Origin of the sequence: Klebsiella sp. P1927, assembly GCF_018204675.1 — a bacterium.
Classification (GTDB): domain Bacteria; phylum Pseudomonadota; class Gammaproteobacteria; order Enterobacterales; family Enterobacteriaceae; genus Klebsiella; species Klebsiella pneumoniae.
The window spans coordinates 2,675,889-2,700,304 of record NZ_CP073377.1 but is presented as its reverse complement, the minus strand read 5'-3'; the positions used below and the strand labels follow the sequence as shown (position 1 = coordinate 2,700,304).

Annotated in this window: 23 protein-coding genes and 1 pseudogene; 17 read left to right on the top strand and 7 right to left on the bottom strand. The window is 61.2% G+C overall.

The features are described 5' to 3' along the window. Positions 1-24: 24 nt before the first annotated feature. The 8 genes and pseudogenes from KB892_RS13625 (at position 25) to KB892_RS13590 (ending at position 10,445) form a co-directional block, all read left to right on the top strand. Positions 25-282, top strand: coding sequence for a PAAR domain-containing protein (locus tag KB892_RS13625; RefSeq protein WP_002902252.1), 258 nt, complete (start codon positions 25-27; stop codon positions 280-282). Beyond that, a complete protein-coding gene (locus KB892_RS13620; RefSeq protein WP_002902254.1) occupies positions 279-1,418 on the top strand; it encodes a hypothetical protein in 1,140 nt (379 codons plus the stop codon). The genes KB892_RS13625 and KB892_RS13620 overlap by 4 nt, the downstream gene beginning before the upstream one ends. Beyond that, positions 1,402-4,827, top strand: coding sequence for an ImcF-related family protein (locus KB892_RS13615; protein ID WP_004151599.1), 3,426 nt, complete (start codon positions 1,402-1,404; stop codon positions 4,825-4,827). The genes KB892_RS13620 and KB892_RS13615 overlap by 17 nt, the downstream gene beginning before the upstream one ends. Beyond that, positions 4,827-6,419: pseudogene (gene tssA / locus KB892_RS13610) on the top strand (type VI secretion system protein TssA). The gene KB892_RS13615 and the pseudogene tssA overlap by 1 nt, the downstream one beginning before the upstream one ends. A gap of 79 nt (positions 6,420-6,498) precedes the next feature. Then, positions 6,499-8,253 carry a type VI secretion system baseplate subunit TssF gene (gene tssF, locus KB892_RS13605; protein WP_004151598.1) on the top strand — a complete coding sequence of 585 codons (1,755 nt, stop codon included), beginning with the start codon at positions 6,499-6,501 and terminating at the stop codon, positions 8,251-8,253. After that, positions 8,217-9,302 (top strand): type VI secretion system baseplate subunit TssG, encoded by a 1,086-nt coding sequence (gene tssG / locus KB892_RS13600; protein WP_002902268.1) that lies wholly within the window; start codon positions 8,217-8,219, stop codon positions 9,300-9,302. The genes tssF and tssG overlap by 37 nt, the downstream gene beginning before the upstream one ends. Next, entirely contained in the window at positions 9,280-9,822 is a 543-nt protein-coding gene (tssJ, locus tag KB892_RS13595) for a type VI secretion system lipoprotein TssJ (RefSeq protein ID WP_004176417.1), read from the top strand. Before tssG ends, tssJ begins: the two co-directional genes overlap by 23 nt. A gap of 128 nt (positions 9,823-9,950) precedes the next feature. After that, positions 9,951-10,445 (top strand): hypothetical protein, encoded by a 495-nt coding sequence (locus tag KB892_RS13590; RefSeq protein ID WP_002902273.1) that lies wholly within the window; start codon positions 9,951-9,953, stop codon positions 10,443-10,445. Positions 10,446-10,511: 66 nt separating this feature from the next. Here the strand turns inward: KB892_RS13590 and bdcA are convergent, their stop codons facing one another. After that, a complete protein-coding gene (gene bdcA, locus KB892_RS13585) occupies positions 10,512-11,225 on the bottom strand; it encodes an SDR family oxidoreductase (RefSeq protein WP_002902276.1) in 714 nt (237 codons plus the stop codon). Positions 11,226-11,298: 73 nt separating this feature from the next. On the opposite strand from bdcA, the gene KB892_RS13580 reads away from it, so the two are divergent. Beyond that, entirely contained in the window at positions 11,299-11,892 is a 594-nt protein-coding gene (locus KB892_RS13580; RefSeq protein ID WP_004151597.1) for a TetR/AcrR family transcriptional regulator, read from the top strand. Positions 11,893-11,896: 4 nt separating this feature from the next. Here KB892_RS13580 and KB892_RS13575 read toward each other — a convergent pair whose 3' ends face one another. Then, positions 11,897-12,652: an SDR family NAD(P)-dependent oxidoreductase gene (locus KB892_RS13575; RefSeq protein WP_004151596.1), complete on the bottom strand. Its 756-nt coding sequence runs from the start codon at positions 12,650-12,652 to the stop codon at positions 11,897-11,899. 158 nt (positions 12,653-12,810) lie between these two features. On the opposite strand from KB892_RS13575, the gene KB892_RS13570 reads away from it, so the two are divergent. After that, positions 12,811-13,689, top strand: coding sequence for an AraC family transcriptional regulator (locus KB892_RS13570; RefSeq protein ID WP_004151595.1), 879 nt, complete (start codon positions 12,811-12,813; stop codon positions 13,687-13,689). A 50-nt stretch (positions 13,690-13,739) separates the two neighbouring features. Here KB892_RS13570 and KB892_RS13565 read toward each other — a convergent pair whose 3' ends face one another. Both KB892_RS13565 and KB892_RS13560 read right to left on the bottom strand, forming a co-directional pair. Then, positions 13,740-13,946 (bottom strand): YdgH/BhsA/McbA-like domain containing protein, encoded by a 207-nt coding sequence (locus KB892_RS13565; RefSeq protein ID WP_002902285.1) that lies wholly within the window; start codon positions 13,944-13,946, stop codon positions 13,740-13,742. A gap of 25 nt (positions 13,947-13,971) precedes the next feature. Further along, positions 13,972-14,901, bottom strand: a complete 930-nt coding sequence (locus KB892_RS13560; protein ID WP_002902287.1) for an aromatic alcohol reductase — start codon at positions 14,899-14,901, stop codon at positions 13,972-13,974. Between the two features lie 139 nt (positions 14,902-15,040). Here KB892_RS13560 and KB892_RS13555 point away from each other — a divergent pair, with 139 nt between their 5' ends. After that, complete coding sequence (locus KB892_RS13555; RefSeq protein WP_002902289.1) at positions 15,041-15,946, top strand: LysR family transcriptional regulator; 906 nt, start codon at positions 15,041-15,043, stop codon at positions 15,944-15,946. Positions 15,947-15,965: 19 nt separating this feature from the next. Here KB892_RS13555 and KB892_RS13545 read toward each other — a convergent pair whose 3' ends face one another. Next, on the bottom strand, positions 15,966-16,889 hold the full coding sequence (locus KB892_RS13545; RefSeq protein WP_004151594.1) for a LysR family transcriptional regulator: 924 nt from the start codon (positions 16,887-16,889) through the stop codon (positions 15,966-15,968). 87 nt (positions 16,890-16,976) lie between these two features. Here KB892_RS13545 and KB892_RS13540 point away from each other — a divergent pair, with 87 nt between their 5' ends. Both KB892_RS13540 and KB892_RS13535 read left to right on the top strand, forming a co-directional pair. Further along, positions 16,977-17,846: an MBL fold metallo-hydrolase gene (locus KB892_RS13540; RefSeq protein WP_004234097.1), complete on the top strand. Its 870-nt coding sequence runs from the start codon at positions 16,977-16,979 to the stop codon at positions 17,844-17,846. After that, on the top strand, positions 17,839-18,750 hold the full coding sequence (locus KB892_RS13535; protein ID WP_004151593.1) for an NmrA/HSCARG family protein: 912 nt from the start codon (positions 17,839-17,841) through the stop codon (positions 18,748-18,750). Before KB892_RS13540 ends, KB892_RS13535 begins: the two co-directional genes overlap by 8 nt. Positions 18,751-18,806: 56 nt before the next feature. Here the strand turns inward: KB892_RS13535 and KB892_RS13530 are convergent, their stop codons facing one another. Further along, positions 18,807-19,355, bottom strand: coding sequence for a TetR/AcrR family transcriptional regulator (locus tag KB892_RS13530; protein ID WP_002902389.1), 549 nt, complete (start codon positions 19,353-19,355; stop codon positions 18,807-18,809). An 88-nt stretch (positions 19,356-19,443) separates the two neighbouring features. Between KB892_RS13530 and KB892_RS13525 the strand changes: the two genes are divergently transcribed. Next, entirely contained in the window at positions 19,444-20,478 is a 1,035-nt protein-coding gene (locus KB892_RS13525) for an NADP-dependent oxidoreductase (RefSeq protein WP_004151592.1), read from the top strand. Between the two features lie 44 nt (positions 20,479-20,522). On the opposite strand, the gene KB892_RS13520 is transcribed toward KB892_RS13525, so the two are convergent. Further along, the gene (locus KB892_RS13520) at positions 20,523-21,698 is read right to left on the bottom strand and encodes an aminotransferase class I/II-fold pyridoxal phosphate-dependent enzyme (protein WP_002902391.1); all 1,176 of its coding nucleotides are present in this window, start codon (positions 21,696-21,698) and stop codon (positions 20,523-20,525) included. Positions 21,699-21,918: 220 nt separating this feature from the next. Between KB892_RS13520 and KB892_RS13515 the strand changes: the two genes are divergently transcribed. Genes KB892_RS13515 through KB892_RS13505 form a run of 3 tightly spaced genes read left to right on the top strand, consistent with a single transcriptional unit; the run spans position 21,919 to position 24,408 of the window. Beyond that, complete coding sequence (locus KB892_RS13515) at positions 21,919-22,725, top strand: MetQ/NlpA family ABC transporter substrate-binding protein (protein ID WP_002902393.1); 807 nt, start codon at positions 21,919-21,921, stop codon at positions 22,723-22,725. 8 nt (positions 22,726-22,733) lie between these two features. Continuing rightward, positions 22,734-23,747, top strand: a complete 1,014-nt coding sequence (locus tag KB892_RS13510) for a methionine ABC transporter ATP-binding protein (protein WP_004152912.1) — start codon at positions 22,734-22,736, stop codon at positions 23,745-23,747. Continuing rightward, positions 23,740-24,408 carry a methionine ABC transporter permease gene (locus KB892_RS13505; protein ID WP_002902397.1) on the top strand — a complete coding sequence of 223 codons (669 nt, stop codon included), beginning with the start codon at positions 23,740-23,742 and terminating at the stop codon, positions 24,406-24,408. The genes KB892_RS13510 and KB892_RS13505 overlap by 8 nt, the downstream gene beginning before the upstream one ends. Positions 24,409-24,416 lie beyond the last annotated feature (8 nt).

Here is a 24,416-nt window from a genome sequence, read left to right as displayed (position 1 = left end):
CTGAACGCGGATAAGGAGGATCCAATGAATAAAGTCATTCGCAAAGGCGATACCCTGCGGGAGTATGGGGGCAGGGTGCTGATGGGGCATTATCAGTGTTTTGGTCTGGGGTTCGCCTGCAAGGGCGACCCGGTCAAGTGTAACAAACACGGTATGACGACCATTGCTGAAGGCAGCGCACGAACAACGATTGATGGCCAGCCGGTTGCGCTGCACGGTCATCGCTGCGCCTGCGGCTGCACGCTGGTCAGCTCTAACCCAGACTGCGGGGTTGATCAGTGAGGCCGGTACCGGAGTATCCCCCGTACGGAGACGCGCGACCGCCTGGTACGGCCAGGTGGCTATCGGCTTCGGCCCTGCTGGTCCTGCTTAGCGGCGGGGTCAGCGCTTTACTTGCCTCGTCAGAAGGGAAAAGCGCCCTGGCCGCCACCGGGATCCTGTTGGCTCTGGTGCTGGCAGGTACCGGCTGGTTGATCCGGCTGCTGTACTACCGCATGAGCGTGCATAACGCCAGGTTCTATGACCAACTGGTGGCATACGAACAACAGCAATGGTGGGCGGAGCATCGGCAGCCGATCGGGTTACAGGAAGGTCTGTTACTGGGGCCCATGGGCAAAACGACCACTGACTGGCTGCGGGTGCTAAGCCGTCACCAGCGTCCGCCAGAGGAAGAGAACGAGGGCGGCGGCAGGGCGCTGCGAGCGCCATACCTTTCAGTTTCTGAGGCTATCGCCCGCGAAAAACGGCTGGCGGAACTACTGGTGATGGAATGGCAACGACAGCGCAGTGAAAGAACGCTTACGCCGCCGCTGCGTTGCTACTGGCAGGGAACGGAGCTCGCCTGGCAGGCGTTTCGTGCACAGATGACCCTCACTGTTGCGCAGATGACACTACCCTCACGCCCGGATGCCTGGCGTGGGGAGGCCAGCCTCGCGGAGATAGCACACGCTCTGGCGGAAGCTGACCCCCATGACACTGTGCTTATCGCCGGATGTCAGGTGGTTGTCGCCCAGCCGGGGGCCGTGCAACCCGCCGGAGAGTCTGCGGTACTGTGGCTCGCCGGACGGGACGGTCCGGTGCACCTGACCAGGGGGGAAACCTATTGCGCAGAAAAAGGGGAGGCCCTGACTGCTGTAGCCGCTCGTGTGCTGGAGCAGAACGAACTGAGCGGCCCCCCGGAAGCCTGTGCGCTGTTTTTTCAGCCGGGACTGGAAGCGCTGGCGCACAGCGGATGGGATATTAACCTGTATCGCCAGGATGCCTGTTGGGGAGACATCGGCGAGATGGAAGGCTTGACCGTTCTGTCGCTGGCGGCGATCTACGCCGCGCACTACCAACAACCGTGTGGCTGGCTAGCCCGCGATCCCTTGAATACCCTCGCAATTGGAATTGTAAAACCTGATGGACAACGTCAATAAACCTGCCGCTATCTCTGTGGCGGCTACGGTTATCGTCTGTATTGCTGCGGTCACGCTTCTGGTGCTCCTGGGCGGGCTGGCATGGTGGCTATGGGCGATGGATCGTGCCACGCAGTGGGAAACGCTGCGCCCGCTTATCGCCACGGGCTTTATTATCTGGGGGATGGCACTCAGCCTGCTGGTACTGGGGTTTATGGCCTTTCGACTGCTGATAAAAGATAAGGTTAAGCCTTCAGCAGCGCCTGTGCGGCAACCCACCAGGCCTGCCGGGGGCGAAGCCCTTTATGCCCCGCTGAAAAAGCACCTTCACGCACGTTACCGCCTGCACTGGCGGCGCAAAGTCCGCCTGCTTTTAGTCACCGGCGACGAGGCGGCAATCGAACAACTGGTGCCTGGCCTGCGTCAGCAGCGCTGGCTGGAGGGCCAGCGTACCGTTCTGATTTACGGCGGCAGTCTGCTCTCCGAGCCCGACAGTGAGCAATATGCCGCGCTGCGCAAGCTGCGCCACGGTCGTCCTCTGGATGGGATTGTGCGGGTGATGCCGTCGTCTCTCACCCTGACGCCGCAGATAAGCGAGAGCGACCTGCGCGGGCTGGAAAAAATCAGCGAACTGCTGGGCTATGCCGCCCCGGTCTGGTTATGGAAACTGTGCGACAGTGAGTGGCCGCAGGCTGACCGCGCGGAGCAGGCGGTAGGGGTTAGCTTCCCGTTGCGCGCCACTGAGGAAGATGTCGCCCGTCAGCTTGCGCAGATGTTGCCGACGCTACGGGAGCAGGGGATGCACCAGATCGCAGCAGATACCCGCCACGACTTCCTGCTGCGTCTGGGGCAGCAGCTTATCGACGGGGAGATCGCACAATGGCGCCGGCAGCTGGCGCCGTGGCTGACCGCCTCGCGGCAGCGGCTTGCGCTGCGAGGCCTGATGTTTAGCCTGCCAGAGCCTCGTACCGTAGATCCGTATCAGGAAGCTGATGCCCTGCCTGCGAGCCAGCCTCACCTCCTGACGCTTCCCGCCACCTGGCAGGGGATCGTCGATGACTGCCGCCGTTTACGCGGGCATCACGTGGGAATGGCATGGGAGCGGGGCCTGGCGTGCGGTCTGCTGGCCATCTTCGGCCTGTGGGCGGCGGGACTGCTGCTCTCCTTTGCCCTCAATTACAGTCAGATTGCTTCGGTAGCGGGAAAAGCCCGCGACCTGGTGGCCCACCCCTCCGTTTCTGACTATCAACTGACGGCCCTCCATGCCCTGCGCAATGAGGCCGGCCGTCTCGTGCACGATGGGCAGAATGGCGCTCCCTGGTATCGGCGCTTTGGTCTGGACCATCATCAGCAACTATTAGACGCCGTCCTGCCCTGGTACGGTGTGGCGAATCATCGCCTGATACGTGACCCGGCCAATGCCGCGTTGCAGCAGGCGCTCAGCGCGCTGGTCAACTCCGCCCCCAATAGCGACCAACGAGCCCAGCTGGCGAAACCGGGCTATGACCAGCTGAAAGCCTGGCTGATGATGGCTCGTCCGGATAAAGCCGATGGCGCATTTTTTGCGCAGACCATGAAAACGGTCCAGCCGACGCGAATGGGGATCTCGACCGGTCTGTGGCAAAGTCTGGCGCCGGATTTGTGGGCCTTTTATCTCTCCCTGCTGCCCGAGCGGCCAGAGTGGAAGATCATCCCGGATGCGCAACGGGTGAGTCAGAGCCGTCAGGTTCTGTTGCAGCAGCTAGGTCGCCGCAATGCCGAAAGCACCTTATATGAGAACATGCTCAAATCCGTGCGTCGTAATTTTGCCGATGTATCGCTGGAAGACATGACCAGTGGCACCGACGCGCGCCGGCTGTTTACCACCAATGAAGTGGTCCCGGGGATGTTTACCCGCCAGGCATGGGAAGGCGGCATTCAGCAGGCCATTGATAAGGCAGCCAGCTCGCGCCGGGAGGAAATCGACTGGGTGCTGAGCGATTCGCGCAAAACGATGTCGACAGACCTGTCGCCGGAGGCGCTGAAAGCGCGTCTGACCCGACGCTACTTCACCGATTTCGCCGGCAGCTGGCTGAATTTTCTCAACAGTCTGCGACTCAACCCAGCGACCACCATTGCCGATGTTACCGACCAGCTCACGCTGATAAGCGGTGTCCGCCAGTCGCCGCTGATTGCCCTGATGAATACCCTTGCCTGGCAGGGGCAGGCGGGGCAACAAAGGGAGGGGCTGTCGGACAGCCTTATTAAATCGGCCAAAGATCTGGTGGGCGGGAAAGACAAGCCGGTCATCGACCAGTCGGCAGCCGGCCCGCAGGGGCCTCTGGATGACACGTTCGGACCACTGCTCCAGCTGATGGGGAAAAACACGGGCAGCAACGTCATGTCGGCCGATAGCACCCTGAGCCTGCAAACCTATCTGACCCGTATCACCCGCGTGCGCCTGCGCCTGCAGCAGGTTGCGAATGCCTCCGATCCGCAGGAGATGATGCAGACCCTGGCGCAGACCGTCTTCCTGGGGAAAAGCGTCGACCTGACCGACACGCAACAGTACGGTAGCCTGATTTCGGCAAGCCTTGGCGAAGAGTGGAGTGGCTTCGGTAATACTCTGTTTGTGCAGCCGCTGACTCAGGCCTGGGAAACCGTGCTTCTGCCGTCGGCGGCCAGTCTGAATGATAAATGGCGCCGTTCGGTGGTCGCCAACTGGCACACCGCCTTTGACGGACGCTTTCCGTTTGCCGCCAGCAAAAGCGATGCCTCCCTGCCGATGCTGGCTGAGTTTGTGCGCAAAGACAGCGGGCGAATCGAACGTTTTCTCACGACGGAGCTGAACGGTGTCCTGCATAAAGAAGGCAGTCAATGGGTGCCGGATAAGGTCAACAGTCACGGCCTGGTCTTTAATCCGGCCTTTCTGCGCGCGATCAACCAGCTAAGCCAGCTGTCCGACATTCTTTTCACCGACGGCAGCCAGGGGATCAGCTTTGAGTTACAGGCCAGGCCTGCCCCGGAGGTTGTCGAGACACAGCTGACGATAGACGGCCAAAAGTTGCGTTATTTCAATCAGATGGCCGACTGGCAGACTTTCCGCTGGCCGGGGGAGACGTATAAACCCGGCACTCTGCTGACCTGGACCACCGTCAATGCGGGCACGCGTCTGTTCGGTGACTACAGCGGTACCTGGGGCTTTATTCGCTGGCTGGAGCAGGGTAAACGCCATCCGCTGGATCGCAGCCAGTGGATGATGAGCTTCTCCGCCCCGGATGGCCGCACCCTGCAGTGGGTATTGCGCTCCCAGCTTGGGAGCGGCCCGCTGGCGCTTCTGGCGCTCCGCGGATTGACCCTGCCGGATCAGATTTTCACTGTCGATGCGGCTGAGAGCGCACAGGCCCTGACGACGGGGGTAGGGAATAGTGACATGGATGAGATGGAATAATGAGCATTTTACAAAATTTGGTTGCCGCCAGTCAGTTGGATGAAAGCGCACTGCGCCAGCAGGCCCGGTCACGCCAGGCGCAGTGGCAGTCCTGGCTTGCGCCAGTCAGTGACGCCCAACCAACCGGGGACGATCCGGGCTATGACGATGATTTTCAGCGTATCCGCGAGGAGGTCAATAAGATCTCCGGCGTCGATACCGAACTGATTTGCCAGCTGGCAGAAAAACTGCTGACTCAGACCTGCAAGGATCTGCGCGTGATCACCTTTTACGTGTGGGCGCGTCTGCAGCGGGATGGTGAAACCGGTCTGGCGGAGGGCGTTACGCTGCTGGCGGCAATGCTTGAGCGGTTTGGGGCTATGCTCCATCCCCAGCGTGAACGTAGCTGTAAATCAGCGCTGGAATAGCTTGGCAGTCGCCGGATGTCGGACAGTCTGTCTCTTTATCCGGAAGTCGACATGACCACTATGCAGGTCATTATCGGGGCGTTATTGCTGGCGGAAGCCACTTTTTCCGGCTTGGCTGAAGCATCTCGCCCCGATCTTTCCGGGCTATATCAGATACTGGAGAACCGCCTGGTGCAAAGCGGCGGAGCCCACAGTCTGGTGCCGCAGACCAGCCGCGAAGAACACGATCTGCTACCCCAACATACGGACACCGCACCGGTAATGCATACCGTCACGTCAGGTCGTGATTTGCTCGATCAGGCTAAGGTGCTGGCGAAATATCTGCGCGAGTGTCCCGGCGGATGGCTGGCAGGTCATCATCTGATGAAGAGTGTGCGTTGGGATACGTTAACGGAGTTACCGCCGCTGGATGCCTCCGGCCGGACACGGCTATTGCCTCCCAAGCCTGAGAGTAAAGCCCATCTTAAGCGGTTGTATTTACAGAAAAGCTGGTCGGAACTGCTGGAGCATACGGACACGCTGTTGGCGCAAGGCGTCAACCATCTGTGGCTGGATGTGCAGTGGTACGCCTGGCAGGCGCTGCTGAAACTGGATGCTGACAGTGTACGGGCCGATATCCTGTGCCGAGATATGAAAGGGCTATTGGCTCGTCTGCCGGGGCTGGAAACCCTGGCGTTTAACGATGGTACGCCATTCGCCGATGAAGTTACGCTCAACTGGCTTAACGAACGTGTCCTGGATGAGATGGCCGGATGGCAAGATGAGCCGGTAATGGCGGCGACCACCGCTGATGAGGTGCTGTCGCTGGAGCCAGAAGTGCTCACCCGCGCGGACGATGAAGGTATTGAGTCGGCGCTGAACTGGTTACAGGCGCAGCCGGGCTATACCACCAGCCGCAATCGGTGGCTGATGCGCTTACTGATGGCGCGGGTCAGCGAGCAGTACGGAAAAAATGAAATGGCGCTGCATCTGCTGGCGGAACTCGACAGCCGCGCCCGGGAAATGACGCTCGAACAATGGAAGCCGGAGCTTATCTTTGAGGTCAAAGCCCGCCGACTCCGGCTGCTCAGAGGCAAGGCCGGGCGCAGTGAGGCAGAAAAAAATCGCTTGCTGCCAGAAATGGAGTCATTGCTTGCCGGGCTCATCGCTCTGGATCCTGCTCGCGCCGCGGTGCTGTGCGCATAATTCACGCATCATTCACATTGCACTCCCTGCACCTGCGGTTCTCTGCATATCTGAAAGCTATTACTCATTCTGGTGATTTATGGACGATTTAACCCTGCGTTATTACGACGCTGAAATGCGCTACCTGCTGGAAGCGGGTGAAGAGTTTGCCCGCGCTCATCCTGAGCAGGCGGCAATGCTCAATCTCGACAAAGCGGGCGCTCGCGACCCCTTTGTCGAGCGTCTGTTTGAAGGTTTTGCCTTCCTGATGGGCCGCATGCGCGAGAAACTCGATGACGATCTGCCTGAGCTGACCGAAGGCGTGGTCAGTCTGCTGTGGCCACATTATTTACGTACCATTCCCTCGATGTCGGTCGTGGAGTTCACCCCCGACTGGCCGGAAATGAAAGAGCCGATGACGATGGCCAAAGGCTTTGAAGTGCTTTCCCGGCCGATCGGTGAAAAGGGCACGCGCTGCCGGTACACCACCACCAAAGCGATCGCTCTGCAGCCGTTATCCCTGGAACGCGTCCAGCTGGCCACCGATACGGATGGCCGGTCGGTGATCACGCTGCGCTTTACCTGCAGCCAGCTGACGGACTGGCGCCGGGTCGATCTCAGTCATATCCCGCTGTACTGCAACGCCGATGCGCCGCTGGCCTGCGCCATGCACGAGGCCTTTACCCTCAATGTGGCCCGGATGTGGCTGCGCATGCCCGAAGAGGTGGACAGAAGGCCGCTGGACGGGTATTTCAGCGCGCTGGGATTTGGCGAGGATGACGGCCTCTGGCCTGAAGATGGCCGCAGTTTTCGCGGTTATCAGCTGCTGCTGGAGTATTTTACCTTCCGCGAAAAGTTCATGTTCATCGATCTGCGCGGGCTGGAGACGGTGGCTTTTCCGGCCGGACTGGCGTGGTTTGAAATCGACGTCGTGCTGGCGGAACGCTGGGAACATGACTTCCGCTTCAGCGAAAAGCAGCTGCGCCTGCACTGCGTGCCAGTGATCAACCTGTTTCCGCTGGAGTCCGATCCGCTGACCATCAATTCCCTGCAGACCGAATACCCGCTGCGCCCGATGCGCGTGCAGGACGGCCACACCGAAATTTACACCGTCGATTCCGTGATCTCCTCACACCAGCAGGTTTACGCGCCGTTCTCAAGTTTTCGCCACAAAGGCGGCATGATGCGTCATGACGCGGCGGACTATTACTATCATACCCGGGTGCGCCGTGGCCCCTCCGGGCTGTACAACACCTGGCTTATCGTCGGCGGAGAAGCCTTTGATAATCATACCGTACCGGAAGATGAAAGCCTGTCGCTGACCCTCACCGGAACCAACGGCCAGCTGCCGCGTCGCGCGCTGCAGAGCACCGTGCTCGATACGGTGATGAAAACCACTTCCGCCAGTATTGCAGTGCGTAACCTCTGCGCGCCGACGCTGCCGTGCTATCCCCCCGCCCAGGACCGTTTTCACTGGCGGGTGCTGAGCCATCTGGGCAGCAGTTTTCTTTCCCTGATGGATAACGCGGAGGTCCTGCGCGGCACCCTGGCGCTGTATGAATGGACCGACAGCGAGATGAATCGTCGGCGTCTGGAAGCCATCCTCGACGTGAAGCACCGCGCAACAGAGCGCTTTGCACAGGGCCATCTGGTGCGCGGCGTGCAGATTGAAGTCACCCTCGACAGTCACGGCTTTGCCGGACGTGGCGATATATGCCTGTTTGGCGAGATGCTTAGCCGCTTCTTCGCGCTCTACACCGACATCTACTTGTTCAACCGCCTGATTATCATTCTGCAACCAACCGGAGAACGACTGGAATGGGAAGAGAAGCACAGCCGCCGCATTCCCGGCTGACCCCGCGACTGGAGGCCGACCTGCCGCGGATCAATTTTTACCGCTTCTGCCAGCTTCTGGAAAAACGGCGTCCCGGCCAACCACTGATGGGGGGAACCAGCCATCCGGCTGACGATCCGGTGCGTTTTTACCCGCATCCGGGAATGGGATTTCCCGCCAGCGAACTGAAAGCCGTGGAATACGATGAGGCCGATGACAGCAGGCCGCCGGTCATTCGCACCACCTTTATGGGGTTGTACGGTGTCGATTCGCCGCTCCCGACGGCATATCTCGATGATATCGCCCAGCACAGGGAAGGGCATGAAGCGCTGCAGGGCTTACTGGATATCTTCAGCCACCGGATCATGACGCAGTTTTACCGCATCTGGCGGAAATACTCCTGGCCCGCCACCTTTGAGCCCGGCGGCACCGATCGTCTCTCGCAGTCGCTACTGGGCCTGGCGGGGCTAGGCATCCCCGGCACGACGCAGCATATCGCCTCGCCGGCGTCGCGCTTTCTGGCGCTAACCGGCGTGCTGCGTCAGCCGGGCAAAACCCAGCAGGGGATCCAGGCGCTGGTCACCCTGCTGGCCCCGGAGACCACCGTCAGGGTGAGCCCGTACAGCCTGCGTCCGGTGGCGATCAGCCAGCCGCTGGGGTTTTACGGCGATGACGACTTCTTCCTGGACGGCAATACGCCGCTGGGTGACGAAGCGATGGATGCCAGCAGCCAGCTCCTCGTCGCCCTTACCACCGACAATCCCGCGGAGGCGCAGGGCTGGAAGCCTGACGGCCCGCTGTTTCGGGACTTTCTCATCCTGCTGCGGGTATACCTCGGCTGGCGATTCCGGGCCAACATCACCCTGACCGCGCCGACCCGACTGCTGGCTGTCCCGCCGCTGGGGGACGAGCCGTTCTGGCTCGGTATGAACGGCGTGCTGGGCGTGGGTGATGGCGAGAGTGAGGGCGATATTCCTCAGACCTTTACCACCGAGCTGGGTACCTATACGGGCCTGCAGCCTGCCACCTTTCTACAAGGAAACCGACGTGTTACGTATAAGTTTGACTAAAACCGCCTGTCTGCTGCCCCTGCTTGCGCTTTGCCTGAGCGGATGCGGACTCACCCAGCGCGTCTCGGAGGGAACAAAGTCTGCCTTCAACGCCGTTTTTTATAAGAAAATTAATACGCTGCATCTGGACTTTACCGCGCGCGAAGCGCTCAACACCGATGCCAGAGAGAATCACTCGCTCTCTGAACCGGTGGTGGTGCGCATCTATCAGCTTAAAGATCGCCAGACCTTTGACCGGCTGGTTTACCAGCAGCTGCTGGAGGAGGGGGATATTCTGCTCGCCGCCGATCTCCTCGCCAGTCGCGATGTGGTGATCGGTCCCGGAGGGGACGCCAGTCTGAATATGCCGCTGGAAGCGGAGGCGACGTTCGTGGCGGTTGTCGGCCTGTTCCGCCATCCGGACACACAAAGAAATACCTGGAAGCAGGTGCTGGCGCGTGAGGAATTGGATCCGGACAAGCCGCGCATTTTCACCGCCGAACACAACCAGCTACGGCTCAGGCCTGAAGCGGCGAAGTAACGTAAAAAAAAACAAACATTTGCGGCGGGGCCATCGCGCCAGTTCGCCCTCAATCTTCGTAACCAGCGAACGGGCGATAACCATCTTCATCCAGCCCAACCGGTTTCATCACAGCACAGGGAGATAACGTGACAGCGAGGGAACGTTTTTTTAAGAAACTGCAGCAACAGCAAAATCCGCGGCGGACAGCGGCCCTCGACGGGTCGGCCGCCGCGGATATCGCCAGGTTTCGTCAGCAGATGGCGGAGCTGGCTCAGCAGATAAGTCAGTGGTTTGATGGAACCGGTATTGAGGTGGTGATTTCGACCCGCCATCTCCACGACCTGAGTACCCTTGGCTACAGCCTCAACAGCGGCATCTGCCGCTACGATATCCTGGCCATTCGTCTGCAAAACGGCGAGCGCAGCGTCAATATCGTGCCGCAGCAGCTGTTGGATGGCGTGGAAAAGGGGATCGTGACCCTGAGTCTTGAGGCGCCCGACGGCGCGGGATCCCGGGAGGTGTTTTATCTGAGCCTGGCCCCGGAGGAGGGCTGGATGATCCGCAAGGCGCACCAGCCCCCGGAAGCGCGGCTTATACTTACCGAAGATCGCTTTTTTATGGCGGTAGACAGCCTGGCCTGAAGATCCCTGACAGGCGATGACGTCCCCGCGGCGGCGGTGCAAAGCGCGCATCGCCGCCCTGAGGTATCAGGCGCCAAACGCTCCGTCGATGGTGTGCATGGCGCCAGTGACAAACGACGCCTCCGGACCGGCCAGCCACGCCACCATTCCCGCCACCTCTTCCGGACGGCCATGGCGCTTAATGGCCATAAAGCTGTGCATCAGCTCTTTCATCGGGCCGTTCCCCGGGTTGGCGTCGGTATCAATTGGGCCGGGCTGGACGACGTTGACCGTGATGCCGCGCGGGCCAAAATCCCGCGCCAGGCCGCGCGCCAGCCCCTGCAGGGCCGATTTGCTGAGCGCATAGGCCGCCATTCCCGGCAACGGCATGCGATCGCCATTGACTGAGCCGATGACAATAATGCGCCCGCCTTCCGGCATGCGGCGCGCCGCTTCGACGGAGGCATGGTAGGGGGCGTGAATATTGATGCGGAACAGGCGATCGATGGCATCGCTGTCCTGCTCGAGAGCGTCACCGAAAAGCGCGATCCCGGCATTGACCACTAACACGTCCAGCGGGCCGCTGTCGCGGACCAGGCTTATCACCGCATCGCGATCGGCGCTGTCCGCCTGCACCGCCGTGCTGCCGGTCTCTGCCGCCAGCCGCTCGGCCGCTTCCGGCGAACCGGAATAGCTAAACACCACCGACGCGCCATCGGCGACAAAACGCCTGACGATCGCCGCGCCAATTCCCCGACTCCCGCCTAAAACCAGCACTGATTTGTTGTGAAACGCTGTCATATCCCACACCTCATGATATTGTAGTGATGATTACAATATGCTGCGGCAAAACAGGCTGTCAAGGATTAATATAGTGACCACTACAAAACCAGGGCGCACTCCGGGACGTCCCCGCCAGTTTGATGCGGAACAGGCCATTGAAACGGCGCAACGCCTCTTCCACGCGCGAGGCTACGACGCGGTGAGCGTGGCCGATCTGACCCACGCTTTCGGCATCAACCCCCCGAGCTTTTATGCTGCTTTCGGCAACAAGCTCGGGCTGTATACCCGCGTCCTGCAGCGCTACAGCCAGACCGGGGCCATTCCCATCGATGCCCTGCTGCGAGACGACCAGCCGGTGGCGGCGTCGCTCATCGCCGTACTGCAGGAGGCGGCTCGCCGCTATGTGGCCGATCCGGCCGCCGCCGGCTGCCTGGTGCTGGAGGGGGTACATTGTCAGGATGCTGATGCCCGGGTGGCGGCAGGCGAATGGCATGCTGCGGCAAGAGCCAAAATCCAGCAGTATATCGCCCGCCATCGCCCGCAGGACGCGCTGCGGGTGACTGACTATATGGATACGCTGATGCTTGGCCTGTCGGCGAAAGCGCGGGAAGGGGATAGTCTGCCGCGTCTTCTGGAGACCGTGCGGCTGGCAGGCCTGGCGCTGGAGCGCATCCTGCCAGCCTGAGTCGTCAGATGGTTTGTCCGCCCGACACCTCGATCCGCTGGGCGGTTACCCAGCGGTTATCGTCGCGTAGCAGGCTGGCGATCATCGGCCCAATATCCTCGGGAACGCCCACCCGTCCCAGCGCCGTCATGGCGGCAAACTGCGCGTTTACCTCTGCGTCGTCCCGCACCAGCCCACCGCCAAAATCGGTGGCGATAGCGCCGGGGGCGATGGTATTGACGGTGATGCCGCGCCCGCCCAGCTCGCGGGCCATGTACACGCTCAGCATCTCCACAGCCGCTTTGGCGGCGGCGTAGGCGGAGAAGCCAGGATAGGAGACGCGGGTCAGCCCGGATGAAAAGTTAACGATCCGCCCGCCGTCTGCCAGCAGCGGCAGCAGGGTTTGTACGAGGAAAAATACCCCTTTAACGTGGACGTTAAACAGCCCGTCGAACTGCGCTTCGCGCGTTTCGGCCAGCGGGGCGAATTCGCCGTGCCCTGCGTTATTGATCAGGTGGTCGAAAGTGGCCCGCCCCCAGACGCTGGCCAGCGCGCTGCCGAGGCTGTCGGCGAAGGCCGGGAAGCTGGCGGTTTGCGCCATATCCAGCGGCAGGGCGATGGCCTTGCGGCCCAGGGCGCGGATGTCGGCGACCACCGCTTCCGCCTGTTCGAGACTGCCGCGGTAGGTGACGATGACATCCCCACCCTGGCGGGCGATATCCAGTGCGGTCTGACGGCCAAGGCCGCGGTTGGCGCCGGTAATAAGTGCAATTTTAGTCATGTTCGGTCCTCTCTGGTGTGTGGAGTCCTTACAATAGGGGAGGATCACCGGGCCGGGTTGCCCAATCCTTGTTATTTTTTGCCCATTTCTCTCCGTTCGCTCCCTTTTGCCGGGAAATAGCGCATACTCAGGCTTTAAAACTTGCCTGAAAGGATCTTATGCGCGACGCTCTGTTCGATCTCTGCCGCCGGTTTGCCGATGCTCATGTCGATAGCAGCGGGGTGGCAGTTACCCCGGTTCCCGGTATTACTCTGGTGCGGGCCCTGCATCCTGGTGACCTGCAGGCGGCTATCGCCAGGCCGCTGGTGGCCATGCTGCTCCAGGGGCGTAAGAGCGTGACCACCGGCCTGGCAAGCTTTGACTATGGTCCGGGCGAGGCGATGGTGATCGCCGCGGATGTTCCCACTACCAGCCAGATCACCGAGGCCAGTCAGCGTTTTCCCTATTACGCGCTGGTGCTGGAGCTGGACCTGGCTATCCTGCGCGAGCTGCAGGAGGCCGGGCCGTCAGGGCCGGATGAGGCGCCCCGCGTTGGTATCGAACCGATGAACGCCGATGTTACGGATGCCGCTTACCGGCTGGCAAGGCTGTTTGATCAACCGGGGGCGCTGGCGGTGCTGGGGGAAGGTCTGCGGCGGGAGCTGCATTACTGGCTGTTGCAGAGTGTCCATGGGCCGGCCATCCGGGCGCTGGGCGCCGTAGACAGCCATTCGGCGCGGATCCGCCGGGCGGTGGCGATGCTGCGCCGGGATTTTATGCAGCCAGTCAGCGTCGACGCGCTGGCCGACGCCGCCGGGATGAGCGTCTCTGTCTTTCACCGTCATTTCCGCGCCATGACCACGCTGTCGCCGCTGCAGTTTCAGAAGCAGTTACGCCTGATCCACGCCCGCCGCCTGATGCTGGCGGAAGGGATGAGTATTGCACAGGCTGCCGGGGAGGTGGGCTATATCAGCGTGTCGCAGTTCACCCGGGAATACGCTCGCCTGTATGGCGCGCCGCCGGGCCGCGATCGTCGACGGGAAAAAATGAGCGCCTGACCTGGCGCGCGGGCTGCCGGCAGCTCATCCCTGAGCCTGACGCCGGTGGTTTAGTCCGCGATTTTCGCCGTGATATGCACTTTGTTGCCCATTCGCGCTTCAGTGATGCGATAGGTAGTCACGCCCTCGCGGGCGGCATGCTGGCGGATTTTGCTCTCCGCGTGGTCCAGGGTATCGCCGGTGGCGGTGATGGTTCTGGCATTTGCCGCCAGGGGCAGCAGACAACTCAATACGATCAGTGGAATTAACTTGTTCATCGTCATTCTGTCCTGTGAGAGAAAATCAGCGCGCGGTCTGCAGCCAGCCGGCAATGTCCTGGGTCGGCAGCTGGTGGCGGGCATTCCAGGTGTCGCCCATCGGCCACCACACGCCATCCCCCCGGGCGAAGGCGGCGCGATAGCGCAGCATGGCGTCATCCGGGTTTGTCCGCAGCTGCTCCAGCAGGGCGGGCAGGGTGTGGACGGCTTTGCTGAACGTCTGCTGCGTTACGCGCTCCACGGTATCCGCCAACTGCCGGTAAGAGGTCGTTTCGCCGGCAACAAACACCACCTCGTTGACGATCCGCGGCTGATGCAGATAAATCGCCGTGGTCAGGCGGCCAATATCCGCCGGTGAGGTGACGGTCACCTGGGTATCCCAGCTGCCAAGGGCGTGAAGGGTTCGGTTGGATAAATTCACTACATCGAAGTCTGGTTCGAAGAGAAAGCTGGTAAACATCCCGGTGGAGACAATGACCCACTCCGTGGCCCGCTGCGCGCGCAGCAGGGTCCGGACATCGTACTGCTCGTCCCAGACCGGCTGACCGCTGCCTTTGCCTACCACATCGTAATTGACGCCAAACTGCCAGGGAAAATAGCGGGGTACCCCGGCCGCCAGCACCGCGCGGGTAATTTTCAGCTGTGTCCCCGGACCGGCGACAAACCCCATGCAGTTAATCACGGTGGTGAATCCGCGAAACTGATCGGCCAGCGTCTCCATGGCGCTACCGGCGATGTCGACGGCGAGGAAGGTGGCTCCGGCGTCGGCCAGCGCCTGATGGTTTGCCGACCGCAGCTGGCCGGCTTCATCCCAGGCCGCCGGCGAGACGATGACCGAGACCGTGCCCTGGCGCTCGATTACCGCAGGCACCAGCGCATCGAGAACGGCGGCGCCCAGTTGTCCCGCTCCCAGCACCAATACCTTTTCCGCATGATTAAAATTATCAGTTTTCATTTTAACTCCTTGCTCAGTTAAGCCTTGTGTTGACGGGCTACAGGCTCAGTGTAGGGGGACGGTCGACATTCGATAAGTACAGCGTTTCGGGTTAGACTGTTCGTAATATTGGGATAATGAGCGCCGGGGGGGTAACGAAATGGACAAACTGGATGCCATGCAGGTCTATGTTGCGGTCGTGGATGCCCACAGCTTCGCCCGCGCGGCGGAGGTGCTCGGGCAGCCGCGCTCCACGGTATCGCGGGTGGTGAAGGAGCTGGAAGCCTTGCTCGGGGCGCAGCTTCTCCAGCGCACCACCCGCAAGCTCAGCGTGACGGCGGAGGGTCGCCGGTATTATGAGGAGTGTAAAAGGCTGCTGGCCGAGATGGCGGCGATGGAAGCCTCCTTTCCCGGGCGCTCGGCTCAGCCCGCCGGGCGGTTCAAGGTAGGGATGCCGCAATCCCTTGCCCGCCACTGCATTCTGCCGAGGATCGGCGAGTTTTTGCAGCAGTATCCCGACCTGGAGCTGATCCTCTGCTCAAGCGACAACGTGGAAGATATTATTCAGGAGGGATTCGACTGCGTGATCCGTACCGGGCGGATCGAAGATTCCACCACCCTGGTGGCGCGTCCTCTGGCCCGCTACCGCTGGATGGTCCTCGCCTCGCCGGCCTGGCTCGCGGCCCACGGCCGGCCGCAGAGCATCGACGAACTGCACCAGCATCGGGCGGTGGGCTACCTGAATCACCGTACCGGGCGGACCATCGACTGGCTTTTCTCCCTCGATGAAGGCGACTGCGCGATCCGCATGCGGGAGACACTGGTGGTCGACGATACCGATGCCTACATTCAGGCCGGCATTCAGGGGCTGGGCCTGATCCGCGTCGCCAGCTATCTGGCGCAACCTTATTTGCAGAGCGGGGCGCTGGTCGCCTGTCTGGAGCAGGCCGCTTCTGATCTTCCCTTGTCGCTGGTCTATCCGCAAAACCGCTATCTGCCGCCGGCGGTGCGCGCGTTTTATGACTGGAGCAGGCGCGTGCTGCAACCCCCGCACAGCGAGGCCTGATGCCGGGGCATCGGCCCGGTTATTGGCCGCGCATGGCCTGTTTTAACTTCGTCACCAGCCAGTTCAGCGCCGGATCCTGCGCCCGCCGTTTGTGCCGCAAAATGCACAGCGTAAATTCCGGATACGCTACCGGCGGAGCGTCCGCGCGCAGCGCATACTGCGCCTGCCAGCGCTGCGCCAGCCCCTGCGGGACGGTGGCGAACAGCGGCAGGGTGGTCAGCAGCAGGGGAAAGGTGGAGAAATTCTGCGTGGCAAAGCGCACGCGCCGCGCGAGTCCCTGGCTGGCGAGCTGGCGGTCAATTTCACCGTGGCCGGTTTCGCGATAGGCCACCATCACGTGTTCCCAGGCGACAAAGTCGCTCACCGACAGCGGACCGCGGCAGGGGATCTGCTGCGGCGACCACAGGGTGGTGACTCCCATGGACATCACCGGCTCGCTGACGATCTCCCCACGGCTCTGTTTGTTGACAGACACCGCGACATCAATGCGCTCCTCCTCCAGCAACTGGCGAACCTGGAAGGGGTCGGCGGCTATCGACTGCAGTGAGACTCCGGGCGCCTCCTGCATCAGCCCGGGTAACAGCGGGGGCATCAGCCAGTGCTCGCTCCAGTCGCTGAGGCCGATGCGAAAAAGCTGCTGCGCGCGCGCCGGGACAAACTCCCCGGCGCCAAACATCGCCGAATGCAGGTTTTCCATCAGCGGCTGCAGGTCGGTCATCAGCGCTTGCGCCCGCGGCGTCGGCAGCATGCCTCTGGCGCTGCGGACGAACAGCGGGTCGTCAAACATCTCGCGCAGCCGTTTCAGCGCCCCGCTGATAGCCGGCTGGCCAAGATGCAGTACCTCTGCGGTGCGGGTGACGCTCCCTTCGCGGTACAGCACCATCAAGACTGTCAACAGATTCAGATCGATACGACTAAAATCATTTTCAATGATTTTGTTCATTATGATAATCAATTTGAATGTGGGTTATCCCGGCAGCATAGTGAATATCACCCCGATAAATCAACCAGCGCAATGCGCGCGGAGGGAGTGATGCAAACTTACCAGACAGGCGATAGCCTGATTTTCAAAGTGCCGGAGCGCGAGATTTCCCTGCAGCCGGCGGCGCTCTATCCAGAGGCGTTCCCGGTAGCGGAGGCGGAGGCCGTTATTCAGCCGATTGCGCTGTCAATCCACAGCTGGGTGGTGCAGACCCCCCACGATCTGATTGTTATCGATACCGCCACCGGCAATGGTCGGGAGCGCGGCGGCAATCCGCTCTATCATCAACTTAACACGCCGTATCTGGAGAATCTCCGCGCCGCGGGGGTGAACCCGGAGGACGTGACCCTGGTGCTACTGACTCACCTGCATACCGACCATGTCGGATGGAATACCGTCTGGCAGGACGATCGCTGGGTGCCGCTGTTTCCCAACGCCCGCTATCTGTGCTCGGCAAAAGAGCTGTCGCGGGTGAAAAACAGCGAACGCTACCGGGCGCTGTGGCTTGACAGCCTGCTGCCGGTGATTGAGGCCGGCCAGCTGGAGACCGTCGATGTGGCGACCCGGCCGCGGGTCGGCGGACGGATCGACTTTATTCCCACCCCCGGCCACAGTCCGGACCATGCCGCGCTGATCCTCGCCGCCGGTGATGACTACGCCTGTTTCTCCGGCGATCTTCTGCATTCCCCGATCCAGTTTGCCCATCCGCAGTGGAATTCAGCGTTCTGCGGCGATCCCCGGCAGGCGGAAGTCTCGCGACGGGAGATGATGGCGTGGGGGGCAAGCCATCATGCTCAATGGTTCACCGGGCATTTTGCCGGGCCTTCCTGCGGCTGGCTGGAGAAGGATAAGCAAGGTGACTATCGCTGGCGAGAGGCCGGGAAACAGGCTGCAGATAAGGGGAACAGTGATGAATAATGCGCAAACCGTGTTGGTTTTTGGCGCCACCGGTCAGCAGGGCGGCTCGGTGGCGCGGGCGCTGCTGCACCGCGGCTGGCGGGTTCGGGCGCTGGTCAGGGATCCTTTCTCCGCCGGGGCCGCTGCGCTGGCGGCGCGGGGAGCCGAGCTGGTGGTGGGTACCTTTGAAGACCGGGCGGCAATGCGGTCGGCGATGGCCGGGGTCGACGGCGTCTTCAGCGTCCAGCCCAGTTCGCCGGGAGGGACGGTGACCGATGAGCAGGAGGTACGCTACGGGATAACCATCGCCGATCTCGCCGTCGAGTGCGGGGTGAAGCATCTGGTTTACAGCTCCGGCAGCGCGACGGGGGAGACGCCGACCGGCGTAGCGCATTATGACACCAAAGCGGAAATTGAACGGCATATTCGCCGCCTGCCGCTGGCGGCGACCATCGTGCGGCCCGCCACCTTTATGGAGCTGCTGGTGATGCCTGGTTTTGGCCTTGATGAAGGTCGTTTTCAATTTTTTATGTTGCCGGAGGGGAGAATGCAGGTGCTGGCGGTGGAGGATATCGGCCATCTTGTCGCGGCGGTTTTTGCCGCGCCGGCGCGGTTTGCCGGCAAGACGTTCGAGATCGCCAGCGACAGCGTGACCGGTCGTCAGCTGGAGGTGTTATTCTCCGCGGCGGCGGGACGGCCGATCCCCTATTCGCGATTTTCCGACGAGGTGCTGGCCGCCAGTCCTTTTCTGCACAAGCTGACCGGGCTGGTGGACGACGGGCGGCTGGCCGGGCACGCCGACCTCGACGCCCTGCGCCAGCTGCACCCGCAGCTGCACACCTTCGCCGGCTGGCTGGCAGGCCCCGGCCGTCCCGCCTTCGAGCGGGCGCTGACCAGCGGGGCTCGCTGGGCGTTTGATCGTTAAAGGCTGGTGTTCTGGTTACCCGCCAGGCGCGCTGTCTCGTCGGTGACCGGCCGCCGCTAGCCGGCAGTCAGGATCGCGTCGGCCAGCACCGCTAAAATCCGCTCTGCGCGCGGGGCATGGGACGGTTGCTCCCGCAGCCAGGCAAGCGCGGCGATCAGATCGAACAGCTCCTCTCCGCTGAGATCTGGCCGTGCCAGCCCGGCCTGCTGCGCGCGGGTAAGCAGCGACGTACCGGCGGCGCGCAGGGCAACGCAGGCGCTGTGCAGGGCGGACTCAGGATCGTCGATGGCGCTCATCAGCGGGGCGATGATCCCGCGATGCTGATGGGTAAACGCCACGCTCTCGGCCAGCCACTCCAGCAGCGCCGCGGCAGGATCGGCGGCGAGCAGAAGCGACTCAGCCCGGGCGGTTAGCGCCGCAAAGCGGCTGCGGAGCACGGCTTCCAGCAGGCTGTCGCGGTTGGGAAAGTGGCGATAGAGGGTTCCCATTCCGACGCCCGCCCGGCGGGCGATATCGCGCAGCGAGGCCTCAGCGCCTTGCTCCACAAAGACGTCCCGGGCCACCTCGATCAACAGGTCATAATTTTTTCTGGCATCAGCTCTCATTGGCGTTCCTTGACAATCGGAGCACTGCTCCATATATTCGGAACAGTGCTCCGTTAAATATAACGCATTTCCATATGAGGAGAAAGCGATGTCGACGCAGATGATGAAGGCCGTTCAACAGCACGCCTTTGGCGGGCCGGAAGTCCTGAGCTATGAGGATGCGCCCATGCCGGTCCTGCAGGCCGGTGAAGTACTGGTACAGGTGCACGCGGTGGGCGTGAACCCGCCGGACAGCTATCTGCGCGATGGCTATCAACAGCTGCCCCCGGAGTGGCGGCCCGAGGTCCGCTTTCCCTTGATCCTCGGGACCGATCTCTCCGGGGTGGTGGTGGCGCGGGCGGATGACGTCCGGGAGGTGGCGGTCGGCGACGAAGTGTATGCTATGGCGCGTTTTCCCGAAGGGGCGGCAGGGGGCAGCCGCGCTTACGCCGAGTACGTTAGCGTGCCGGTCAGCGACCTCGCTCGCAAACCCCTAACCCTGAGCCATCAGCAGGCTGCCGCGGTGCCGATGTCGCTCCTGACCGCCTGGCAGTTCATGATCGATCCCGGGCATGAGGTGGCGAATCCGCTGCAGCCGGGGCCGCATCGGCCGGTGCCGCTGGCGGGTAAACGCGTCCTGGTCAACGGCGCGGCAGGGGGAGTCGGTCATTTCGCCATGCAGTTGGCGAAGTGGCAGGGCGCCGAGGTGATTGCCGTCGCCGCGGGCCGCCATGAAGCCTTTTTACGTCAGCTCGGCGCGGATAGCGTTATCGACTATACAACCACCGCAGTGGAAGAGACGGTGCGTGACCTGGACCTGGTCATTGATGCGCCGGGCGGGCCGGCCAGCGGCCGTTTTTTGCGTACCCTGCGACCCGGCGGCGCGCTGTACCCGATCTTTCCGCTCGGCTTTGCCGGGGCGGAAGAGGCGCGACAGCGCGGAGTGACGGTCTCAACCACCCAGGTACGCTCCAGCGGCGCGCAGCTCGCCCGGCTTGCCGACCTGCTGGACGCCGGGGTCATCCAGGTTGCAATTGACAGCGTTTTCCCCCTTGCGCAGGTGCAGATGGCGCATGAGCGAGCAGCGCAGGGGCATCTTGAGGGCAAAATCGTGCTGTCGGTGATGGACTCGTCAGCCGGGTAATCCCCGACGGCCAGGGTTGCGTTTTTGCTTCTCCCGGCGGCGGACTAAAACAGCGCCAGCCGGGCAAGACGGTCCAGCGCGTTGCTCAGCGCCTCGTCCCCTGCGGTCAGGCTGATGCGAATAAATCCTTCCCCCCCTGCGCCAAAACCAGTGCCCGGCGCCACCAGAATATGCGCTTCCTGCAGCAGCAGACGGGCAAACTCCTGCGAACGGTAGCCGGGCGGTACGCCGAGCCAGAGGAAGAAAGTGCCTTGTGCGTCACGCGCCGGCCAGCGCAGCGCAGCCAGTCGACGCAGAACCCACTCCCGACGTTGATGATAGACCGCCGTCAGCTGCGTAATCCGTTCGGCCGGCAGGTTGAGCGCGGCGATCGCCGCATCCTGAATCGCGCCAAACACCGTACTGTAGCTATGGGTGTGCAGCTTTTTAAACGCCCGGATAATCGAGGCGTTGCCGACCGCGAAGCCGAAGCGCCAGCCGGCCATATTAAAGGTCTTGGAAAAAGTATAGGTTTCCACTCCCCATGCTTTCGCGTCGGGCTGGGAGAAGAGGCTCAGCGGCGCATCGCTGGCCGCGCTGCCGATGGCCGCATAGGCAAAATCATGGAGGATCGGCACCTGGTGACGACGAGCAAACTGCAGCGCGCTGGCGAACAGCGCCGGCGTGGCGAGGGCGCCGGTTGGATTATGCGGATAGTTAAGCACCACCAGCCCGGCCTTGTCAGCGACTTCCCGGGGAAGATCGTTAAAATCCGGCAGGAAATGGTTCTCCGCCCTGAGCGGCAGGCCATAAAACGCCGCCTGGGACTGCAGCGCCGCCGAGCGGTAAATCGGATAGCAGGGATCGGTGGAGATGAGGTATTGCCCGGGGCTGAGCAGCGCCCGCGGGATGCCGCCTATACCGATATGCGACCCCTGAAACACGGCGATTTCGCTGTGCGGATCGAGTTCCACATCATACTCCCGGCGATAGAACCGGGCGATCGCCTCGCGGACCTGTGGTTTGCCCCAGAACGACGGGTAGCCATGGTTTTCACGACGATGAATAGCGCTCTGCAGCGAGTCGATTACTTCCGGCGGGGTGGGTTGATCCGGACTGCCGCTGGAAAGATCGATCAGCGGCAGCGCTTCGGTGTTGACCTCCGCGGCCAGTTTTTCCAGCAGGCTGAACAAATTCTCTTCCAGGGCGTCCACCAGCGGCGAAGCAGTAAAATCAGGCATAACATTCCCGGTTTAAATCACGAATAATTGACCATCTTTAAGGGATTTATAGCGGCTGGCTAAATAACAATATACGCAAAAGATTCTTGTTTTTAAGATATGTCGGTATAGCAAAAGTTAATGAGGAATTAGCAAAAGGAAATTCGGCGTTCTGGCTTACAACCCACAGTCGGCTGTGATTTAATCGTTCAATATCGCCAACCCTCCAGGAAAATACCTTATGAACAAGTCAGTTGCGCGCGGGATCGCTCTCGCCCTGTTGTCGGCCACCTCTTTTTATGCCGCCGCCGACGCTCATCTTATCCGCGTCGGCTTTAACCCCGGGCCGTATAAAGAACAATTTGAGAAAGGCGTCGCGCCCTATTTATTGAGTAAAGGGTATAAAATCGAATATAAGGATTTCAGCGACGGTATTCAGGTGAATGACGCGGTAGCCCGCGGCGATATCGAAGCGAATATTATGCAGCATCCGGTATATCTGAAAGCAATTAATGAGCGGCTGGGGATCGATAACGTGGGCATTGTGCAGGTCCCCACGCCGCCGATGGGGCTGTATGGTGGGAAACTGACCACCCTGGGGACCCCGGCGGCGGGCACCGTCGTGTCGGTACCAAACCAGCCGTCAAATGAATATCGCGCGGTACTGGTGCTGGAGAGCCTTGGCTGGGTGAAAATTAAACCAGACAGCGATCCGGCCACTTTTTCGCAGCGTAACATCGTAGATAATCCTTACAAAATTGTCCTAAAAGAGATGGATAATGCCCAGCAGGTTCGCGCTCTGCCGGACGTCGACTATGGCCTGATTCAGGGCAATTTTGCCGTCTCCAGCGGTATGTCCCTGACCTCGGCATTAAAGCTGGAAGCAGCCACCAGCCATTTTATTAATGTCGTGACCGTCGCCGGTAAAAATCAGAAGGCGCAGTTTGCCAAAGATATTATCGATGGCTACCACTCGGCCGAGTTCAAAAAATATATTCTCAGCCATCCGCAGTATGATGGTTACCTGCTGCCTGACTATTTAAAATGAATAACGCGATGATAGAATTTCGCCACGTCAGTAAAAGCTTTTCCAGGAAAGGACATCCGGTTCTGGCCTTGCAGGATATTAATCTCAGCATTGAGCGAGGCGATATTTTTGGCATTATTGGCTACAGCGGGGCAGGAAAAAGCACCTTATTACGGCTGATTAATCGTCTGGAAACGCCTGGCGAGGGCGAGGTACTGTTAAACGGCGAGCCGCTACAGGCCTGCAGCGGCCAGCGCCTGCAGGCCATCAAAAAAGATATCGGCATGATCTTTCAGAATTTTAATCTGCTGAATTCGAAAACCGTTTTTCATAACATCGCCATCCCGCTTATTTTACAGGGGCGCGACAAGGCCTTTATCCAGGCGCGGGTGGCGGAACTGCTGGCGTTCGTCGATCTGAGCGACAAAATCCACAGCTACCCTAATGAGCTGTCGGGCGGACAAAAGCAGCGGGTCGGTATTGCCCGGGCGCTGGCCACCAACCCGTCGGTCCTTCTATGCGATGAAGCCACCTCGGCGCTCGACCCCCACACTACGGTGCAGATCTTACTGCTTTTGCAGGAGATTAATCGTCGGTATGGCATCACCATCGTACTGATCACCCATGAGATGTCGGTGATCCAGAAAATCTGTCACAAGGTGGCGGTGATGCAGGCGGGCCGTATCGTTGAACAGGGGGCGGTTTTTGATCTCTTTGCTCAGCCGCAGCATCCGGTCACTGCCAGTTTCGTGCAGTCGGTGGTGCACGACCGCCTGCCGCAGCGGGTGGCGTCGTTCCTGCAGCGCGATAACGGCGCCCGGGCTTTACGCCTCGAATTTGTCGGCGCGACGGCGCAGCAGCCGATTATTAACCACCTGATCCGCGAGTATGCTGTCGAGGTGAATATCCTGTTTGCCAGCATGTCTGAAGTTCAGGGCCGGATTCTGGGATTTATGATTGTGCAGCTTCTCGGCGAGCCTGACGAAACCGAACGCGCCATCACCCATCTGGTCGATGCAGGAGTGAAAATCACCCATGTTTGATCTTATTGATACCGCCATCACCGGCGATCAGTTTCTGCTGGCGCTGCATGACACGCTGATTATGGTCGCCGTCTCGCTGGGCTTTGGCGCGCTGATCGGCGTCCCGCTGGGGATTGTGCTGGTGGTTTGCCGTCCCGGCGGCATCGTGGCCAACCCGGTGGTGCATCAGGCGCTGAATCCGCTGATTAACGTGCTGCGCTCGCTGCCGTTTATCATTTTGCTGATTGTGATCCTGCCCTTTACCAGACTGCTGGTGGGCACCACTATCGGCACCGCGGGAGCCATCGTGCCGCTGATCGTCTTTGTCGCCCCCTATATTGCCCGACTAGTGGAGAGCTCGTTGCTGGAGGTGGATGAGGGGATCCTCGAGGCCGCGGACGCCATGGGCGCAACCCCCCTGCAGACTGTCTGGCACTTTATGCTGCCGGAGGCGGCGGCATCGCTGATTCTGGCCCTTACCACGGCGACCATCGGCCTGCTTGGTGCGACCGCCATGGCAGGAACGGTGGGCGGCGGCGGAATTGGCGACCTGGCGATCACCTACGGCTATCAGCGTTTCGACGCCTTTGCCACCCTCACCACCGCCCTGGTGCTGATTGTTATTGTCCAGCTTATTCAGACGCTGGGGACCCGCCTGGCTCGCCGGCTGCGTCGCGATTAATCGCTCTA

What these genes read in the sequence shown, in the direction of transcription:
- KB892_RS13625 (WP_002902252.1), top strand. Translation starts at nt 25, where the DNA reads ATGAATAAAGTCATTCGCAAAGGCGATACCCTGCGGGAGTATGGGGGC.
- KB892_RS13615 (WP_004151599.1), top strand. Translation starts at nt 1,402, where the DNA reads ATGGACAACGTCAATAAACCTGCCGCTATCTCTGTGGCGGCTACGGTT.
- tssF (WP_004151598.1), top strand. Translation starts at nt 6,499, where the DNA reads ATGGACGATTTAACCCTGCGTTATTACGACGCTGAAATGCGCTACCTG.
- tssG (WP_002902268.1), top strand. Translation starts at nt 8,217, where the DNA reads ATGGGAAGAGAAGCACAGCCGCCGCATTCCCGGCTGACCCCGCGACTG.
- bdcA (WP_002902276.1), bottom strand. Translation starts at nt 11,225, where the DNA reads ATGACAGCGTTTCACAACAAATCAGTGCTGGTTTTAGGCGGGAGTCGG.
- KB892_RS13575 (WP_004151596.1), bottom strand. Translation starts at nt 12,652, where the DNA reads ATGACTAAAATTGCACTTATTACCGGCGCCAACCGCGGCCTTGGCCGT.
- KB892_RS13570 (WP_004151595.1), top strand. Translation starts at nt 12,811, where the DNA reads ATGCGCGACGCTCTGTTCGATCTCTGCCGCCGGTTTGCCGATGCTCAT.
- KB892_RS13565 (WP_002902285.1), bottom strand. Translation starts at nt 13,946, where the DNA reads ATGAACAAGTTAATTCCACTGATCGTATTGAGTTGTCTGCTGCCCCTG.
- KB892_RS13560 (WP_002902287.1), bottom strand. Translation starts at nt 14,901, where the DNA reads ATGAAAACTGATAATTTTAATCATGCGGAAAAGGTATTGGTGCTGGGA.
- KB892_RS13555 (WP_002902289.1), top strand. Translation starts at nt 15,041, where the DNA reads ATGGACAAACTGGATGCCATGCAGGTCTATGTTGCGGTCGTGGATGCC.
- KB892_RS13545 (WP_004151594.1), bottom strand. Translation starts at nt 16,889, where the DNA reads ATGAACAAAATCATTGAAAATGATTTTAGTCGTATCGATCTGAATCTG.
- KB892_RS13535 (WP_004151593.1), top strand. Translation starts at nt 17,839, where the DNA reads ATGAATAATGCGCAAACCGTGTTGGTTTTTGGCGCCACCGGTCAGCAG.
- KB892_RS13530 (WP_002902389.1), bottom strand. Translation starts at nt 19,355, where the DNA reads ATGAGAGCTGATGCCAGAAAAAATTATGACCTGTTGATCGAGGTGGCC.
- KB892_RS13525 (WP_004151592.1), top strand. Translation starts at nt 19,444, where the DNA reads ATGTCGACGCAGATGATGAAGGCCGTTCAACAGCACGCCTTTGGCGGG.
- KB892_RS13520 (WP_002902391.1), bottom strand. Translation starts at nt 21,698, where the DNA reads ATGCCTGATTTTACTGCTTCGCCGCTGGTGGACGCCCTGGAAGAGAAT.
- KB892_RS13515 (WP_002902393.1), top strand. Translation starts at nt 21,919, where the DNA reads ATGAACAAGTCAGTTGCGCGCGGGATCGCTCTCGCCCTGTTGTCGGCC.
- KB892_RS13510 (WP_004152912.1), top strand. Translation starts at nt 22,734, where the DNA reads ATGATAGAATTTCGCCACGTCAGTAAAAGCTTTTCCAGGAAAGGACAT.
- KB892_RS13505 (WP_002902397.1), top strand. Translation starts at nt 23,740, where the DNA reads ATGTTTGATCTTATTGATACCGCCATCACCGGCGATCAGTTTCTGCTG.